The 17,290-nt window shown below is 69.3% G+C and carries 13 protein-coding genes; 9 read left to right on the forward strand and 4 right to left on the reverse strand.

The features are described 5' to 3' along the window. Window positions 1-190: 190 nt before the first annotated feature. The 5 genes from HUA75_RS43950 (at window position 191) to HUA75_RS43970 (ending at window position 6,559) form a co-directional block, all read left to right on the forward strand. Window positions 191-910, forward strand: coding sequence for an SDR family NAD(P)-dependent oxidoreductase (locus tag HUA75_RS43950; RefSeq protein ID WP_141640836.1), 720 nt, complete (start codon window positions 191-193; stop codon window positions 908-910). A 99-nt stretch (window positions 911-1,009) separates the two neighbouring features. Next, window positions 1,010-2,983 (forward strand): discoidin domain-containing protein, encoded by a 1,974-nt coding sequence (locus HUA75_RS43955; protein WP_217446558.1) that lies wholly within the window; start codon window positions 1,010-1,012, stop codon window positions 2,981-2,983. 79 nt (window positions 2,984-3,062) lie between these two features. After that, window positions 3,063-3,830, forward strand: coding sequence for a hypothetical protein (locus HUA75_RS43960; protein WP_141640834.1), 768 nt, complete (start codon window positions 3,063-3,065; stop codon window positions 3,828-3,830). Beyond that, complete coding sequence (locus HUA75_RS43965; protein WP_371746335.1) at window positions 3,827-4,513, forward strand: plastocyanin/azurin family copper-binding protein; 687 nt, start codon at window positions 3,827-3,829, stop codon at window positions 4,511-4,513. Before HUA75_RS43960 ends, HUA75_RS43965 begins: the two co-directional genes overlap by 4 nt. 72 nt (window positions 4,514-4,585) lie before the next feature. After that, a complete protein-coding gene (locus HUA75_RS43970; protein WP_217446559.1) occupies window positions 4,586-6,559 on the forward strand; it encodes an adenylate/guanylate cyclase domain-containing protein in 1,974 nt (657 codons plus the stop codon). 19 nt (window positions 6,560-6,578) lie between these two features. On the opposite strand, the gene HUA75_RS43975 is transcribed toward HUA75_RS43970, so the two are convergent. Beyond that, window positions 6,579-7,034 carry a hypothetical protein gene (locus HUA75_RS43975; protein ID WP_174457804.1) on the reverse strand — a complete coding sequence of 152 codons (456 nt, stop codon included), beginning with the start codon at window positions 7,032-7,034 and terminating at the stop codon, window positions 6,579-6,581. Window positions 7,035-7,362: 328 nt separating this feature from the next. Then, complete coding sequence (locus HUA75_RS43980; RefSeq protein WP_174489861.1) at window positions 7,363-8,856, reverse strand: mannitol dehydrogenase family protein; 1,494 nt, start codon at window positions 8,854-8,856, stop codon at window positions 7,363-7,365. A gap of 304 nt (window positions 8,857-9,160) precedes the next feature. Between HUA75_RS43980 and HUA75_RS43985 the strand changes: the two genes are divergently transcribed. Both HUA75_RS43985 and HUA75_RS43990 read left to right on the forward strand, forming a co-directional pair. After that, complete coding sequence (locus tag HUA75_RS43985) at window positions 9,161-10,060, forward strand: bestrophin family protein (protein ID WP_141640830.1); 900 nt, start codon at window positions 9,161-9,163, stop codon at window positions 10,058-10,060. Between the two features lie 75 nt (window positions 10,061-10,135). Then, window positions 10,136-11,554, forward strand: coding sequence for an MATE family efflux transporter (locus HUA75_RS43990; protein WP_174457806.1), 1,419 nt, complete (start codon window positions 10,136-10,138; stop codon window positions 11,552-11,554). An 82-nt stretch (window positions 11,555-11,636) separates the two neighbouring features. Here HUA75_RS43990 and HUA75_RS43995 read toward each other — a convergent pair whose 3' ends face one another. Beyond that, window positions 11,637-13,874: a HEAT repeat domain-containing protein gene (locus tag HUA75_RS43995; RefSeq protein ID WP_174489862.1), complete on the reverse strand. Its 2,238-nt coding sequence runs from the start codon at window positions 13,872-13,874 to the stop codon at window positions 11,637-11,639. A gap of 191 nt (window positions 13,875-14,065) precedes the next feature. On the opposite strand from HUA75_RS43995, the gene HUA75_RS44000 reads away from it, so the two are divergent. Then, entirely contained in the window at window positions 14,066-15,877 is a 1,812-nt protein-coding gene (locus tag HUA75_RS44000; protein ID WP_174489863.1) for a serine hydrolase, read from the forward strand. On the opposite strand, the gene HUA75_RS44005 is transcribed toward HUA75_RS44000, so the two are convergent. Further along, complete coding sequence (locus HUA75_RS44005; RefSeq protein WP_174461137.1) at window positions 15,816-16,430, reverse strand: hypothetical protein; 615 nt, start codon at window positions 16,428-16,430, stop codon at window positions 15,816-15,818. The genes HUA75_RS44000 and HUA75_RS44005 overlap by 62 nt on opposite strands. Window positions 16,431-16,616: 186 nt before the next feature. Here HUA75_RS44005 and HUA75_RS44010 point away from each other — a divergent pair, with 186 nt between their 5' ends. Then, complete coding sequence (locus HUA75_RS44010) at window positions 16,617-17,090, forward strand: hypothetical protein (RefSeq protein ID WP_174489864.1); 474 nt, start codon at window positions 16,617-16,619, stop codon at window positions 17,088-17,090. Window positions 17,091-17,290: the final 200 nt, after the last annotated feature.

Below are 17,290 nucleotides of genomic sequence, written 5' to 3' on the forward strand. Positions count from 1 at the left end.
GCTGCGGCGAAGTCACAGACGGTATCCGCGTGCGGTGAAAATCAAGATGAGCAGCTACCCACGGAAGCGTCCCCGCCCGGACCGACGAGCACGCTCCCGCAGGCCCCTACGTCGCGTCCGTCCCTAAAGTGAACGGCATTGGACCTAGGCCCGTCGAGACGGGCTTTTCGCCCGTTCACGGAGCGAAGCCATGGGTTCACAGGTCGCGGTCGTCACGGGTGCGTCGAGTGGAATTGGTCTGGGCCTCACCCGGGCCCTGCTGGAGCGAGGGTTCTCGGTGGTGGGGACGGCGAGGCAGACGTCGCGCGAGCCCTCGCTCGTTCCAACGGAGCAGTTGGCGCTCGTGGACGGCGATGTCGGGGACAAGGCGACGGCGCGGAAGGTCTTCGAGGTCGCGGAGTCGCGCTTCGGGCAGGTGGACCTGCTCATCAACAACGCGGGCCTCTTCATCGCAAAGCCCTTCACGGATTATGACGAGAGCGATTTCGCCCAGCTGGTATCGACGAACATCGCGGGCTTCTTCCACATGAGCCAGCAGGCCCTCCGGTGGATGGTGCCCCGGAAGGCAGGGCACATCGTGAACATCGGCACGTCCCTGGTGGGTCAGCCCATCTCGGGCGTCTCCGGAGCACTCGCCATCCTGACCAAGGGCGGACTCGAGACCGCCACCCGCGCGCTCTCCATCGAATACGCGGGCCAGGGCATCCGCGTGAACACCGTGGCCGCGGGCGCCATCGACACGCCCATGCACTCCCAGGACAAACATCCCTTTCTCAGGACCATGTCCCCCATGCACCGGGTCGGCACGGTGGCGGAGATGGTGGACGCGGTGCTCTACCTTCACGGCGCGACCTATGTCTCGGGCGAAGTCCTCCACGTGGACGGAGGCGCACACGCCGGCAAGTGGTGACATGACATTACATGCGAATTACACGAATAACAACTTTTGCGGATTTGAAACCCTGTGACTGATGCAAGATGTCCTCTTCCCCATCCCGAGGAGGACACCTTGCGACGGCTTCAATCCCTCATCAGCATGTTGGCTGCGAGTGCGCTCGTGAGCTGCGGAGCACCGGAGGGCGACGAGCGCGCCCTCCAGCCCACGCAGCAGCGCGCCAGAATCGACGAGCTCATCAACGTCACCTTGAACAAGCCGGCCACGGCCAGCTCCACGCAGGACCCGTTCCGTCCGGAGTATGCGGTGGATGGGGACATCAATACCGATACGTCGCGATGGTGCCCTGGCATCTACAACCAGACGCGCCTGCTCGACATCGACCTGCAGGGGACGTTCGACCTGGCCCGGATGGAGCTCTACACCGGCTTCCGGGACACCCGCGTCATCCAGAGCTACGAGCTGTTCTACGACGACGGGACGGGCTGGAAGCCCATCCCCGGAGCCAGCCAGACGGCCAACACGAGCATCGCGGTGTCCACCACCTTCACGCAGCCGGTGACGGCGAACAAGGTGCGCTTCTCGTGCAGGGACCCGCTCGCGGACAACTGCCGGGTGAAGGAGTTGTGGGTCTTCGGCACGCCCCACTCGACGCAGGTGAACATCCCGCCCGTGGCCGACGCGGGCGCGGACAGGTCGCTGACGCTGCCCACCACCAGCGTGACGCTGGTCGGCGGAGCCACCGACGCGGACGGCACGGTGACGTCGCTGGCCTGGACACAGGTGAGCGGCCCTTCGGCCACGCTGAGCGGCACCACCACCGCCTCCTTGAGCGTCGCGGGCCTGTCCGCCGGCGTCTTCGTCTTCCGGCTCACCGCCACGGACGACGACGGAGCCACGGCCTCCGACGAGGTGAGCGTGACGGTGACGGCGCCGCCCGCCGTGCTTACCGACGTGGCGTTCAAGAAACCCGCCACCGCGGGCTCCTTCAACACATCCCTCCCGCCGGCGAACGCGGTGGACGGCAATCCCACCACCCGGTGGGAGTCCGGTTTCCACTTCCAGACGCACAACTACCTCGACGTGGACCTCCAGGGCGCCTACGAGGTGAGCAGCGCGGAGCTGCACCTGGGCACCTCGGCGACCGCGACCAACGCGATGCCTGCCTTCGAGCTGCAGGCCTGGAATGGCGGCTGCTGGAAGACCATTCCTGGCACCGTGGTGGACGGAAACCCGCTTAGCACCACGCAGAAGACGCTCACCTTCACCACGCCCGTCATCACCACGCAGGTCCGGGTGGTGTGCAAGGACAAGCCCCATTGCCGGCTGCGCGAGCTGAAGCTCATGGGCATACCGGCCGCCACTCCCACCGGCCCTACCACGTGCGCGGCCGGACAGCAGACGCTGGTCCGCAACGTCCGCTACGACTACGCCCTCTTCCTGCCCGAGCAGTACAACAATGACCGCACCACCCGCTGGCCGCTCATCATCGGGATGCACGGCATCGCTGGCAGCACCCTCACCGTCGACCGCACCGCGGTGCTGAGCAATCCGGAGGGCCTGGCCCGGCAATTCTCCTCCGCCAGCTTCCGCGCCGCGATGAAGGCCATCGTCATCTCGCCCAATCAGCGCCTCCCCTTCGACAACGCGGGCACCGGCTGGTTCGCCGCGCCCTCGCTGCTCGCGCTCATCGAGGACGCCAAGAAGGACTACCGCGTGGACTCGGACCGCGTCTACGTCACCGGCCTGAGCGGCGGCGGCAACATCAGCATCGAGCTGGGCATGAACCACACCAGCCAACTGGCGGCCATCGTCCCCATCTCCATCACCTCCACGCCCACCAATAACGCGAACATCTGCAACCTGAAGCCGCTGCCCATCTGGGCCTTCCACGGCGCCCTGGACACGCCATCCCGCGCCACGAGCGTCAAGACGTGGCTCGACACGAAATGCGGCCCGGGTGAGAGCAAGATGCGCGTCACCGTCATCCCCAACGCAGGCCACAACGAGGCGACGTGGGACACCGCCTACGCCACCCTGGAGCTCTACGACTGGCTGTTGCAGCAGCGAATCAGCGACCGGCTGTAATCACCTGTCGGTCCCACCTCCGGGCGTGGTGTGCTAGGCACCAGCACGAGCACCCTGACGCCCGGGGTGGGGAGCGCGAATGCGAGCAGTCCGCTGGTTGGCGCTGGTGGCATGCATCCTGGGGGTGACGTGGGCCGAGCCTGCCCTGGCCGGCCGCCGCCCCTTCATCTGGACGTTCGACACCGACATCGTGCCCAAGGGCGACGTCGAGCTGGAGCAGTGGCTGTGGGCCCGCAGCCGCGCGCCCGCGTTCCCGGACCGCCCCTCCGTCTATTGGATTTGGTGGGGCCCCGTCATCGGCTTGAGCCAGCACCTGGAGCTCGCCATCCCCTTCCAGGTGCGCGCCAACCGGGACATCACGGAGCTGGACTCCTTCGAGGCCGACTTCCGCTACCGCCTCTTTCCCCGAGGCGATGACCGCGCGTTCCAACCGCTCATCCGCGCCGTCTGGCACCAGTCCATCCGCGAGGCGAGCCCGTCGCGCGTGGACGCAGACCTCGTCGGCTCCTACCAGTGGGACAGCGGGCTGCGCGTGGCGCTGGACCTGGGCGCACAGGTGGGCATCCCCGGGCTGCGCGGCGGCGACGCTCCGGTCCAAATCCTCGGGACGTACTCCGCGGGCGTCTCCTATCCCGTCATCCCGGACGAGCTGCGGCTGTCGTTCGAGTCCTTCGGTGAGTTCGGGCTGAAGGACGTGAAAGGCGACCCGCACCTCTTCGTCGGTCCGAGCGTGGCCTGGACGTTCGGGCGCATGTGGATTACCGCCGGTACCTTCGTCGGGTTGACGGGCATCACCGACGAAACCCCTCGCTTCATGCCGAGGCTCATCTGGGCGGTGGCGCTGTGAAGTCGCTCCTCCTGTCGCTCCTGCTGACCGCGTCCCTCGCGAGCGCCGAGCCGGGTGCGGTGCGAGGAGAGGTGCGCATCCTCGTCATCGGTCCGGACGGCAAACCGACGCCCAAGGCGGACCGCTCCGGCGTGGTCGTCTACCTCACCGGCTACACCGAGGAGCCCCCCGCCGAGGTGGCGAAGATGAGCCAGCGGGACAAGACCTTCTTCCCCTCGGTGCTGCCCATCGTCGCGGGACAGAAGGTGGAGTTCTCCAACCGGGACGTGGTGCTGCACAACGTCTTCTCGCGCTCGGTGGCGCGCAGGTTCGACGCGGGCAAGAACCGGCCGGGCGAGGCCTACGTCGAGACCTTCAAGAAGACGGGCATCATCGACGTGTACTGCGACATCCACGAGCAGATGGTGGCGACGGTGGTGGTGGTGCCCAACCGCGCCTTCGCGGTGACGGACAAGGACGGGCGCTTCGAGCTGCGAGGCGTGCCTCCCGGACGCCATCCCCTCTTCGCCGTGCATCGGCGGGACGAGAAGAGCAACATCGCCCGCGTGGAGGTCGTCGTGGAGTCGGGCGGCACCGCCACCGCCACGCTCGAGCTGACCGAGACACGCGCCGACGACACCCACCTGGACAAACACGGCAAGAAGTACGGCCCCCGGCCCGATTACTCCGGCAAGAGTCCCTAGATTCGCGGGGAGCGCCCGGGCGCGGCTATCCTTCGCGCGGTGACGCTGACCCGGAAGCTCGTTCTCGCCTTCATGGCGCTCGCAGGCGCGGCGCTCGTCGCGGCGCTCGTGCTCACCACGCTCGCGGTGGAGGCGGCGGCCAAGCAGAAGATCGCCAGCGACCTGGAGCGCACGCTGGTGGCCTTCCAGCAGCTCGCCCGCGCCAGTCAGGAGCGCATTCGCGACGTGGCCGAGGCGCGGACGATGGACCACTCCTTCAGGGGGATGTCCCTCTCGGTCAACTCCCTCGACGCCGCAGCCGGGCTCGGAGACGAGACGGCGGAGACCGACGGCATCCGCTATGCCCGCGAGGTCATCTCCTCCGCCGACACCGACGCGTTCGGGGGCGAGCCTCCCTGGGCCTTCTTCAACGCCAGCGGGCGGCTCGTCTACACCCGCGCGGAGCCGGAGCAACTGGGGGACCAGCCGCTGGCGCTGCCGCTGCTCGACACCGCGCTGAGGCGCGGTCCCACGTCGGCGCTCTGGTCTCCCGCGCAGCTGCGCGCCCTGCCCTTCACGTTCATCCCCTTGGAGCAGGTGCGCGAGGGGGACCTGCTGCTCGTCCATGCGCAGCCCGCCTATGGGGCCTCGCGCGAACCGGTGGGGGTGGTGCTGTCGGGCCAGTGGGTGAAAGACGTGCTGATGGAGGACCCGATGGCTCCCAGGGCACCGGGGCCGCAGATGGCGGACACCCGCGCCAGCTTCGCTGTCCGCGCGGAGGACGGAGCCACGGCGTCCCAGCTCCCGCTGGAGACGCGGTTGGACGGTCCGAAGCTGGAGGCCGGGCAGGCGCGTGATGTGTACCTCGGCGACACGCACTATCTGGTGCGCGAGGGGACGCTCCTCGGCGTGGACGGGGCCCGGATGGGACAGGTGTTCGTCCTCCGGGACTTCGACGCTGAAATCAAGCCCATCCTCCGGCGCTTCCGACTGTGGTTGGTGCCCACGGCCGTGGGCATCGCGCTGTTCGCACTGGCGGCCGCCTTCTTCCTCGCGCGCGGGCTGGCCTCGCCGCTGGTGCGGTTGGAGGAGGCGGCGGGGCGCGTGCGGCTGGGAGACCTCACCGTCGAGGTGCCCGTGCGCGGCACCGACGAGGTGGGCCGGGTGGCGCAGGCATTCAACGAGATGGTCAGCGGCCTGCGACAGAGAGATCAGATCAAAGGCCTCTTCAAGCGCTACCTCGCGCCGCAGGTGGTGGACGAGCTGCTCAAGAATCCGGAGAAGGCCGCGCCGGGAGGCGAGCGGAAGCTGCTCACGGTGCTGTTCAGCGACCTGGTGGGCTTCACCTCGATGAGCGAGCAGCTCAGCCCGGAGGAGCTGGTCGCGCTGCTCAACACCTACTTCGAGCAGGCGACGGGCGTGCTGACCCAGCACGGGGCCACGCTCGACAAGTTCATCGGCGACGCCATCATGTGCTTCTGGAACGCGCCGCTCCCGCTGGAGGACCATGCGGCGCGCGCGTGCCTCACCGCGTTGGACCTGCTCGCGGTGGTGGACCGGCTGTCTCCGGTGTTCGAGGCGCGAGGGCTGCCCCGGCTCGACTGCCGCATCGGCATCAACACCGGCCACGCCGTGGCGGGCAACCTGGGCTCCAGCGCGGCCCAGGACTACACCGTCATCGGCGACACGGTGAACCTCGCCTCGCGACTGGAGGGTGCCGCCAAGGTCTACGGCACCCGCACGCTCGTCGCCGAGGACACGCTGCTCGCCGCGCGCGGTGTGGTGCTGGCCCGCGAGCTGGACTTGTTGCGAGTCAAAGGCAAGCAGCAGCCCGTCCGAGTGTTCGAGCTCGTGGGCGTGGCGGGCACCTCTCCCGCGCCTCACCTCGTCCGCTTCGCGGAGGGCCTCGCGCTCTACCGGGCCCGGCGCTTCACCGAGGCCCGCGCGGTGTTCCTCGCCTCGCCCGAGGACCCTCCCTCCCAGCGCTTCGCCGCGCGGTGCGACACCCTGCTCGTGACGCCGCCGCCCGAGGACTGGGACGGCGTCTTCACGCTCGACAGCAAGTAGCGCGCACTGGCGGCGCCCACTACGGCGCGTGGCAGGCGCGATAGGAGTCCGTCACCAGCGGGGAGTAGTTGCCCAGCGCGTCGCGCACCCGGAGGGTCGGCTGCTCGTCGAAGGTCGCGGGCTGCTCTTCGGAAGGAGGCGTGCAGCCATAGGGGTACCAGCCCCCCGTGCCTGGCCCCGTCACCGAGTACTGCCGCCCCGTCTCGTACTCGATGATGTTCCGCCCGAAATAGAAGGTGTAGGGCGCCACGCCCCCTGTCACGTACCCCTCGCACGACGTGAAGACATTCGGCGGGTCACAGACGATGAAGGCCTGCAACGACATGGCATGCACCTGTCCATCCGGGGTGCTGGGGAGGTGGGGTGCCATCTCCGGTGGGGCCGGACTTTCGACGGGCGCGTCACCGCACGCGGCCAGCAACAACCCAAGGGCCACCACCAGGGAACGGCGGCACCCACTGACGAGGTTTCGCATCGAGATGGACTCCAGTCAGGCGCGGCGCGAAAGCGCGCTCGAACGCCCGCGGTCATCATGAAGCCCTCTTCTCACGCCACCAAACAACCGTTGCAATCACGCTGCTGAGTTCAGCGTCGACCAGAATCCCCTTGAGTTCCGGCACCCCGTGACTCGGGCACTGGCAGGCGCGCCACACCGACACCTCCCTGGGGTCTGCCTTCCCTCCGACCTCGCGGCCTTGGATTCGACCGGGGCGGGTCGACGGACACGGGGTCGAGGGAAGCGGATGAGCGCGTCGGTCATGGTGGGCCAGGCGAGGGCCTGACATACCGGCCCTCGCCAGCGGTCAAGCCGAGGCCGCTTCCGTCGACCGCGCCAGCTCCGCCAGGGTGGCCGAGACGCCCTTGAAGCGCAGCTCCCGTCGGAAGTGGATGCAGTCCTTCACGAACCCGGGATGTTCAGCCAGACCCCACCCCTGGAACAGCTCCAGGCCCAGGGGCGCCTTCAAGTCCGTGGCGTGCGCGCGCCTCACCTCGGCCCCCGTCAGGTGCGGCTCCAGGGGAAGGAAGACATGGCCGCGCTCGTCGACTCCCCGCAGGTACTCGCAGAACGCGGCGAGCAGGAACGCGATGCGCCGGGTGTCGCGGCCCTGGCGCAACGCCTCTCGCGCCGTGGGCTGGACGAAGAGGGGGAGCTTGGAGGCACTGTCGCTGGCGATGCGCAGGAGCTGGTCGTTGATGGCGGGGTTGCTGAATCGCTCCAGCACCGTGTCGCCGTAGTCCCGCACGGAGAACCCTCGCGGCGGATGCAGCAACGGCTCCGCATCCTCGCGTAGGAACGCTTGCAGCAAGGACACCAGCGCGGGGTCCTCCATGGCCTGGGCGACGAAGCGGTAGCCCATCAGGAGGCCGGGGAATGCGAGCAGGCTGTGTGAGGCATTCAGCAGCCGCAGCTTGACCTGCTCGTAGGGTCCGACGTCGTCGGTGAACTGGACACCCACCCGCTCCAGGGGCGGCCGCCCGGCGCAGAACCTGTCCTCGATGACCCATTGGATGAATGACTCGGAGTACACAGGTAGCGCGTCATCCAGTCCGCTGGCCTCGTTGAGCCGGGCCGCCTCGTGCTCCGTCACGCCGGGGGTGATGCGGTCCACCATGGCGCTGGGAAACGTGACGTGTTCCTCCATCCAGTTCGCGAGCGACGGCACCCGGGCCCGGGCGAATGACAGGAAGGCGTCCCGGGCCACCTCGCCATTCTGACGGAGGTTGTCGCAGCTCAGCACGGTGAACGGCCCCAGGCCCCGCTCACGCCGTCGACGCAGCGCCTCGGTGACGAGCCCGAAGGCGGTGGTCGGCACCTGGCTGTCCAAATCCCTCGCGACGGCGGGCGTCTCCAGCAGGAACTGCCCTGCCTCGTCCAGGTTGTAGCCCCCTTCCGTGAGCGTGAGGGTGACGAGGCGAAGGTCCGGAGCCGCCAGCAGCTCCAGCACGCGCTCGGGGTCCTCGGGTGCATGGAGGTAGCCCACCAGCGAGCCCACCACTCGCACCGTGGGACGGCCCCGCGCGGGAAACTCCGTCAGACTGTAGAGGCCCTGTTGCGTGTGGAGCGCGTCCGCCTTGTGTCGCTCCCGGGCTCCATCCAGGACGCCAATGCCGACGATGCCCCAGCGCTCCTGCCCGGGGAGGGCGAGGCAGCGGTCCAGGTAGAGCGCCTGGTGCGCGCGATGGAACTGGCCCACGCCCAGGTGGGCGATGCCCGGCGTCACCCGGGTGCGGTCATAGGCGGGGCCCTCCACGCCGGCCGGAAGGGACACCAGGGTGCTGTTGCTCAGACGAATCACGAGCCGACCTCCAGGGCGAACCGTCGCGCTTCCACGTCGGTCCAGGGCCACGCGCCCATGCGTCGCTCGGAGCGTTTCCGCCCACGAAATGGACCGTGACCTCTTGGAGGAGATGCGTGTCCACGTTCCACCAATGAGGCAACGCCCGACCCTCGGCCCAGGGCTCGCGACCTCGGCCGCCGCGAAGCAGGCGTCGACGCGAATCCGCGAACCCGCCCCTTCAAGCGCGATGGCCCGAAACCCCACCCCGTGCCCCCGGGTTCCGTGGTCGACGAGCGCGCTCGGCCATGGTTAGTGGGGCCGCATGATTGTTCGTCCGCGAATGCACTGGCTTCGCATGCTGTTCGTCTGGCGCGGTTCCGTCGTCCCCCGCATCCTGCCTCGGCTGGGCTTCTTCCTGGCGCTCGCCTGCCTGGCGGTGGCCACCGGCCCCCATCCCTTCAACCTGCGGGAAGGCCCCCTGGGCCTGCTCGGCGTCGCGCTGGCCATCTTCCTCGGCTTCCGGAACAGCACCGCGTATGACCGCTTCTGGGAGGCCCGCAAGCTCTGGGGCTCGCTGATGATTGTCTCGCGCTCCTTCATGAGACAGGCACTCACCCATCCCTCCCCCGCGCTCTCCCTGGAAGAGCGTCGCGAGGTGACGGACCTGCTCCGCGCCCTGGCCGTCTCGCTGAACCACCAACTCCGCGGCACTTCGGTTCCACTCGACGCCCTGGACTCCGGCGTGCGCGAGCGCGTGGTGGCCGCGGAGCACCGCCCCGCGCGGGTGGTCCTCGGCCTGGCCGAGTGGGTCGCCCGCCTGCGCCACCAGGGCCGCCTGGGTGAGGTGCTCGTGACCTCGTTCGACGACAACCTGGACCGACTCTCGGAGGTGCTCGGCGGGTGTGAGCGCATCGCCGGCACGCCCATTCCCTATGTCTACAGCGTGATGCTGCATCGCACGGTGTACCTCTACATCCTGCTGCTGCCCTTCGCGCTGACCGGCAGCCTGGGCTGGTCCACGCCACTCGTCTCCGTCTTCGTCGCCTACACCTTCATCGCGCTCGACACGGTGACGGCGGAGCTGGAAGACCCCTTCGGCACCGAACCCAATGACTTGCCGCTGGACGCCATGACCCGCGCCATCGAGCGCTCGGTGATGGACCTCGCGGGAGAGCCACTCCCTCCGCCCCTGCTCCCGGACAAGGATTTCGTGCTGACCTGAGCCCTGGCGCGTTTTTCACTGCGAGCCCCCGCAAGACCATATTACGCTCATCATACGTCACCCGGGAGCTACCCCATGCAGCTGAAGAGCGCGGTCCCCTTGAGCACCGAGGCCAGCAGCGAGCGCGGGACGAGCCCCGGGGGAGCGAGCGGCATCCGCGAGGCCCTGCTCAACGCCCCCATCCTCCCGACGCTGCTGAAGCTGGCGGTGCCCACCACGGTGGTGCTGGTGGCGCAGGCGTTCGTCGGGGTGGTGGAGACCTGGTACGTGAGCTTCCTCGGCACCGACGCGCTGGCCGGGGTGTCGCTGGTGTTCCCCATCTTCATGTTGATGACGATGATGTCCAACGGTGGCATCGGCAGCGGAGTGGCCTCCGCGGTCGCCCGCGCGACGGGGGCGAATCGCAAGGAGGACGCGGACGCGCTGGTGTGGCACGCGGTGGTGATGGGGCTCGGGCTGGGGCTGGCCTCCACCGTGCTCGCGTGGCTCTTCGGACCGGCGCTCTACCGGGCGCTGGGGGGCGCGGAGGGGGCGCTGGAGGCGGCGGTCCGGTACTCGAACTATCTCTTCGCGGGCGCCATCCCCTTCTGGGTCGTCAACCTGCTCGCGGCGGCGCTGCGCGGCGCGGGCAACGTCAAGCTGCCGGCGACGGTGACGCTGGCCGGCGCGGGCATCCTGGTGGTCATCTCCCCCGTGCTCATCTTCGGAGCCGGGCCGCTGCCCGCGCTGGGCATCGCGGGCGCGGGGCTGGCCATGGTCCTGTTCTATCTGGGGGCCTCGCTCTGGCTCTTGCGGCACCTGGCTTCGGGCCGCACCTCGCTGCGCCTGGCGCCCGTGCGACTGGAGGCGCGGCTGATTCGCGACATCCTGCGCGTGGGCCTGCCGACGGCGCTGAGCGCGGTGCAGCCCAACCTGACGGTCATCATCGTCACGGGCGCGGTGGGGCTGTTCGGCGTGGAGGCGCTGGCGGGCTATGGAATCGCCGCCCGGCTCGACTACCTGCTCGTGCCGCTGCTCTTCGGCCTGGGCACGGCGGCGCTGACGATGGTCGGCACCAACGCGGGCGCGGGCAATTGGGAGCGCGCCCGGCGCACGGCCTGGGTGGGCGCGTGGCTGGGCTTCGGGGTGGCGGGGTCCATCGGGCTGCTCGCCGCCGTGGCGCCGAATGCGTGGCTGCACTTCTTCAGCAAGGACGCGGCGGTGCTGGCGCCGGGCGTGACGTACCTGCGCATCGTCGCGCCGTTCTACGGCCTGCTGGGGTTGGGCTTCGTGCTGGGGTTCGCGGCCCAGGGCGTGGCGCGCGTCTTCTGGCCCGTGCTCGCGGGCACCGCGCGCATGGTCGTCGCGGCGGGCGTGGGCTGGGTCGCCGTCGTGTACTTCGGCGCGGGGCTGCCCATGTTGTTCGCGCTCGTCTCCGCGGCGCTCGTGGCGTTCGCCGGCGTGACGGTGGCGGCCACCCTCGCGGGAGCCATCTTCCGCGAAGGGCCGAAGTAGTCCCCATCCAAAAGCAACGCCGCGAAGCCCGCGGGGCCGGGCTTTACACCCATGCCCGGCCCCAGGCCCCGCGCGGTGCGGCCTATGCGCCCACGACCTGCTTCGCCAGCAGGCGCACGAGCGGCACGTCGGAGGTGACGAACGGACGCGCGAGTTCGCGGCCCAGGTCCGGGTGTGCCCGCAGCGCCAGCAGCGCCCAGGCCAGGAGCGCGTACCCGTCATAGCCCGTCCAGTACTTGGAGGAGCGCGCCTCCCACTGCGTCAGCACGCCCGTCACCAGCTCGCGCAGGTTCGCCAGCGCCTCCTCGCGCCGAGCGCCTTCGGTGAGCCCGGCCATCGCGACCTCCAGCATCAACTGACCCGACGCCGCCACCGTCAGGCCGCCCACGTCGCGGAAGAGCCCGGCGATGGTATTCGGGTGCTTCTGCTTGTTCACGTCGATGAAGAACCCCTTCGAGAAGCGGTTGCTCTCGAGCAACGCGAGGGCCTTCTCGCGCGACGCGGGGTCGGCGGTTCCAGCGAGCCGACCGAGCGCGAAGCACGTCGCGGGCGAGCTGGAGAGCTTCCACGGCTTCTCCTCGAAGCGCGCCAGCAGGGGCGCCAGCGCCCGGGTCTCCCCCACCGCGCCCAGCGCGTAACAGACGGCCTCCGAGAAGGAGATGGGCGCCTCCTTGCCCACGGCGTCCACCGTGCGCTCCAGATAGCGCAGGAGCGTGTCACCGGCAGCCGGGTCCCCCAGCTCGCCGAGCGCGAAGACGAGCGCGCCGAGCATCCGGTTGCGCTCCGAATCCCCGTCCTTCAGCGGATACATGCGCAGCACCGCCAGCAGGTGCTTCGTGTTCGCCTTGTCTCCCAGGGCCTGGATGAGCTGGATGAACAGGTGGCGCTTGAGGTGGAAGCGGTCCTCGGCGAACGCCGCGTCACGGACGAGTTCGACGGCGCGAGGCTCGGCCCACGCCGCGAGCACCTCCAGCGCGATGAGGTCCTCGCCACCCTCCCCGTACCGGGCGATGGAGATGAGCAGCGGCGTGGCGCGACGGTCTCCTTCCGCGATGAGCTCCGCGATGACCCCCTCGTCGCGGTAGTTCTCCTCGTCCTTCCACGCCGACATCAGGGCGACGGTGGCCTGCATGGACGGGTCCGCCGCATAGGCCTCCTGGATGGCGGCGCCGAGCGCGGGGTCCTTCACGGCCTCCCAGGCGAGCGCGTCGAGCGAACCCTCTCGCGCGGCGCTCGCGACCTTCACCGCCGCCGCCGCGGCCTCCTTCTCCTTCGCCCGCGCACGCCCCTCCTCGTCCCACAGCGCCAGTCCCATCACCCGCTGTCGCAGGGCCTGGACGTCGGAGATGGCGCCCAGCTGCTTGCGGCCCGCGCGAAGCTCCTCCATCAGCGCGACCAGGTCCTTCACCAGGGGGGCATCGCTCAGCCGACACAGCTCCAGTGCCTGAGTGAGCCGCGCCTCGTCGCCAGCGAAGAAGCTCGCCATGCAGAAGTAGAAGGCCGCGGGCGGATACGTCTTGAACCGCTCCGCGCTCGTGGCGAGTCGCTCCTCGGTGAGCGGCGGGTTCATCTCGACGTCGAAGGCTCCGCGCAGCTCCGCGTCGGACGCGCCCACTTCCGTCAGCAACGTCACCAGCCAGCCAGCCCTGAGGTCGTTTTTGTAGGCCGGCTCCTCCTTGGCCACGTAGGGCTTCACTCCCGCCAGGGTCTCCTCGAAGCCCAGCTCTCCGACACACGTGTCCAGCTTCTGACGGGCCTGCTTGAACGTCTCCGCGTCGACCTCGCCCCGCGCATGGGCCCGCACGAGCGCGGCGCGGAAGACCAGGGCGTCGAGGTTCTCGGCCTGCGGCGCCTCGATGCCATCCGTCTCATGGTTGAAGAGATAGATTTGCGCGCGAGCCTTTCCACGCTGGGGCTCACGGGCATACAGCCAGAGGTCACCCGAGGACGTGGCGCCAATCTCGACGAAGCCGCCCGTGAGTTCCTTCCAGAGCGGCCGGTAGCTCTGGGCCGCGACGATGCGCTGCTCCATCAGGTTGCCGGGCGTCGTCCGCGGAGCATCCGAGCCGAGCGTGAGCTCCTCGAGCGGCGGGGGCTCACACTCCGCCAGCGGCTGCAGCAACTGGGTCAAATCCTTGGGCAGGGGTTGCCCCCAGGACGCGAACGCGTCGCTGATGGGCCCCCCTCGCGACCACGGCTTCTTTCCGGCCGAATGCTTTTCAACGAACGACGGCCACTGCGTTCCCAGGAACTTGCCGACCTGGCTCCAGGAGGCCGCCACGGGGGACTCACTCGACGTGGACTTCTTCTTGCTCGCCATGCGCGGCACGCTACCAGCTTGCCCGATACCCCTGGCAGGCTGTTTCAGGCGGGGCGCGCCTCCCATTTTCCAGGGCTCCTGTCCTCTCGCGGCTCACGGGATGACACGCCCGGAACACGGCTGTGACGTGTCTCACGCAGGTGACAACCGGCCTGGCCCGGCGGAGGCCCTCTGGTAGCTTGCGTCGCGGCATGGCCTCCCATCGCGACTCGACCTCCCTGGCTCCATCGACGCTCTGGCTCCTCCTCGCCTGGCTCCCATGGCTCACGGGTGCGGCGCCCGCGCCAGCCGACCCGGCGCAGGCCCTGGTGGGCACGTGGGGAAGTGAGCGCGTCCTGGGTCCGGAGGTCCGGGGCGAGCTGACGCTGACGCGCGATGCGCACGCCTGGCGCGCACGCATCGCGGGCTTCGACGTGCCCGCGCGCCTGGAGGGAAACGCGGTCTCCTTCATCCTCCCCGGCGGCCAGGGCGAGCTGCGAGGGACGCTCTCGGACGACGGCCAGCGCATCAGCGGCCACTGGATTCAGCCGCGCGTGCGCACCAGCGGCATGAAGTTCGCCACCCCGGTGGAGCTGCGTGCCCTCCGGGCCAACATCTGGCGGGGCGACGTCGCACCGCTCGAGGACCGCTTCTCCCTGTATCTGGTCATCCAGAAGCAGGCCGACGGCACGCTGAGCGCCTTCATCCGCAATCCGGAGCGAAACTTCGGCAACAGGCTGCTGTTTCGCGTCAGCGTCCAGGACGGCCTCGTCCAGCTCGTCGCGACCCGGGGCACCACGCGCCTCGAAGGGCGCTTCGACACCCAGGCCCGGCGGCTGTCCCTGTTCTACCCACCGCTGGACGCCACGTTCGACTTCACGCCCCGGGAGCGGGACCAGGCCGTGGGCCTCCATCCGCGCATCCCCGCGACGGGCGCGTACGTGTATGAAAAACCCATCGCGGAGGAGGATGGCTGGACGACGGCTTCTCTCGACGACGTCGGCATGGACGTCCAGCCCCTGCGCGAGCTCGTGCAGCGCATCCTGGACCAGCAGCCCGGCCCCGACGCGGCGCCCGCCATCCAGGGGCTGCTCGTGGCGCGCCATGGGAAGCTGGTGCTCGAGGAGTACTTCCAGGGCTTCGACAAGGAGCGGCCCCATGACCTGCGCTCCGCGTCCAAGACACATGCGCCCCTCTTGATGGGCATCGCCCTGGACCAGGGCGCGCCCTTCACTGTCGACACGCCGGTGGTCTCCCTGTTTCCCGAGTACCGGGGGAAGCTCGCCCACCTGGATGCGCGCAAGCGCAAGCTCACCGTCGAGCATTTGATGACCATGTCGACGGGCCTCGCGTGTGACGACGACGACGAGGCCTCTCCGGGCAACGAGGAGCGCCTCGATGACACGGTGCCCGACTGGTACAAGTACACGCTGGACCTGCCGATGACGCGGGCGCCGGGCGAGAAGGGCGTGTACTGCTCGGCGAACATCAACCTGCTGGGTGGCGTGCTGCGCAAGGCCACGCGGACGTGGATACCGGAGTTCTTCACCCGGAACGTCGCCGAGCCGCTCCAGCTGCGCGGCTACCACCTGGACCTGATGCCTTCAGGGGAGCAGTACCTGGGGGGCGGCATCTTCATGCGGCCCCGCGACGCGCTGAAGCTCGGGCAGCTCTACCTGTCGGGCGGCGTGTGGAACGGACGGCGCGTCGTGAGCCAGCGCTGGGTGGAGCGCTCCACGGCGCTCCACGCGACGATGGAGCCCGGCAGGACGTACGGCTATGCGTGGTGGCGCCACGAGCTGCGCGTGGGCGACCGGGTGTATTCGCAGTACGAAGCCAGCGGCAACGGCGGACAGCTGGTGATGGTCGTCCCCGAGCTGGACCTCGTGGTGATGTTCACCGCGGGCAACTACAACCACGTGGCCCTCTGGAGGAAGTTCCGCGAGGAGCTGCTCCCCCAGTTCATCCTCCGCGCGGCGCGGCCCACGTCGCCGAGCCGTAGTCCAGACGGAACGCGTCCGTGAGCCACTCCGCGAGCTGGGCCCGGTGGGCCGCGAGGTCCAGCTGAAGCGACTTCTCGCGCACCCGCTCGCGCACGCGCGTCATCACCTCCCCGCAGTCCCGCTCCTCCACCAGACGCCCGCCTTCGAAGAGCAGCTCCTGGATGCGCTTGCGACTCCAGGCGGGGTGAAGTCCGTCCTGGACGGGGACCCCTCGGGTGAAGCCGTCCACCACCAGCAGGCCCCCGGTGAAGGCCACGGGCGCGCGCAAGCGCGTGTAGATGACCCGCTCGTGCGTCTCGCTGACGTAGGCGGGAAGCTGGCCGAACAGCGGCGTGCCCCGGCCCTCCTGGACGGCCTGCTCCTCCTGCGCCGACAGGCCGATGCGCAGCTCCTCCAGCTGGAGCCGCTTTTCCGCGACGCGGTACAGACAGAGGAAGCCTCGCTGGCAGGCCGTCGACATGGCCGCGGGAGTCAGCCCCTGCGTCGATGGCTCGAACAGGCTGGAGCCACGGACCCCCGCGAGCTCGAAGGCGTGCTTGCGGTATTCGACGGTGTCGCGGAGCTGCGCGGTCATGGTGGCGTGCCTTCGCTGAAGAGATTCCCCCACAGCGTACCCCAGACCACCCCCTCACGAGGGGACCGAGTCCCTGTTGTCAGCGAGGTCGGTTGGGTGATTCGTTGCGTCCCCTGTCGCCCGCGCGATGGGGGGAATCATGAACCGTGGCATCCGAGGAAGCTCCGGCGCTTCGAGCTGGGGTCCGTGCGAGCAGCCGAGGGCTTCGCTCGACAGGGCACGGTGCTCCTCGGGGGTCGCAACCACTCCCTGGCCCTGCGCTCGGATGGGACGGTGTGGGCCTGGGGCGACAACACCCAGGGGCAGCTCGGAGTCAGCGCGCCGGCCTTCTCACGGACACCGCCCCAGGTGCCGGGCCTCTTCGGCATCACCGCCATCGACGGTGGCGACGGGCACACACTCGCCTTGAAGACAGGAGGCACGGTGTGGAGCTTCGGCGCCAACGACACGGGACAGCTTGGCGATGGAAGCCTGGGGGTCCGGCGGACATCACCCGTGCAGGTGCAGGGGCTCTTCGGGATGGTGTCCATCTCCGCGGGCGCCCAGCACTCCCTCGCCGTGAAGTCGGACGGCGTCGTCTGGGGGTGGGGAGACAACTCCCAGGGCGCGCTCGGCAATGGCATGTCCTCGATTCGGCTCCGGCCCGTTCGCGTCTTCTAGGGTTTGGGGCTCCCCGCGATTCATTCCGGGCGAATGCTGAACCAGCGACAGCGGAACATTGCGTTCGTCCCGGGAACAACGGGTGGCATGTGAGGAATTGAGCCGGCGACGACACTGTGTCCCGGTAACATTTGCATTGGAGTGGGCGCACGGCGCACCGCGCGAGCAGGCGGGCGCCGGGTTCCCTCTCGACATCCCGT

The organism is Myxococcus sp. CA040A (assembly GCF_013336725.1).
Taxonomy (GTDB): Bacteria; Myxococcota; Myxococcia; order Myxococcales; family Myxococcaceae; genus Myxococcus; species Myxococcus llanfairpwllgwyngyllgogerychwyrndrobwllllantysiliogogogochensis.

Excerpts from the sequence above, each read along its gene's own strand:
- HUA75_RS43950 (WP_141640836.1), top strand. The coding sequence starts at position 191 with ATGGGTTCACAGGTCGCGGTCGTCACGGGTGCGTCGAGTGGAATTGGT.
- HUA75_RS43960 (WP_141640834.1), top strand. The coding sequence starts at position 3,063 with ATGCGAGCAGTCCGCTGGTTGGCGCTGGTGGCATGCATCCTGGGGGTG.
- HUA75_RS43970 (WP_217446559.1), top strand. The coding sequence starts at position 4,586 with ATGGCGCTCGCAGGCGCGGCGCTCGTCGCGGCGCTCGTGCTCACCACG.
- HUA75_RS43975 (WP_174457804.1), bottom strand. The coding sequence starts at position 7,034 with ATGCGAAACCTCGTCAGTGGGTGCCGCCGTTCCCTGGTGGTGGCCCTT.
- HUA75_RS43985 (WP_141640830.1), top strand. The coding sequence starts at position 9,161 with ATGATTGTTCGTCCGCGAATGCACTGGCTTCGCATGCTGTTCGTCTGG.
- HUA75_RS43990 (WP_174457806.1), top strand. The coding sequence starts at position 10,136 with ATGCAGCTGAAGAGCGCGGTCCCCTTGAGCACCGAGGCCAGCAGCGAG.
- HUA75_RS43995 (WP_174489862.1), bottom strand. The coding sequence starts at position 13,874 with ATGGCGAGCAAGAAGAAGTCCACGTCGAGTGAGTCCCCCGTGGCGGCC.
- HUA75_RS44000 (WP_174489863.1), top strand. The coding sequence starts at position 14,066 with ATGGCCTCCCATCGCGACTCGACCTCCCTGGCTCCATCGACGCTCTGG.
- HUA75_RS44005 (WP_174461137.1), bottom strand. The coding sequence starts at position 16,430 with ATGACCGCGCAGCTCCGCGACACCGTCGAATACCGCAAGCACGCCTTC.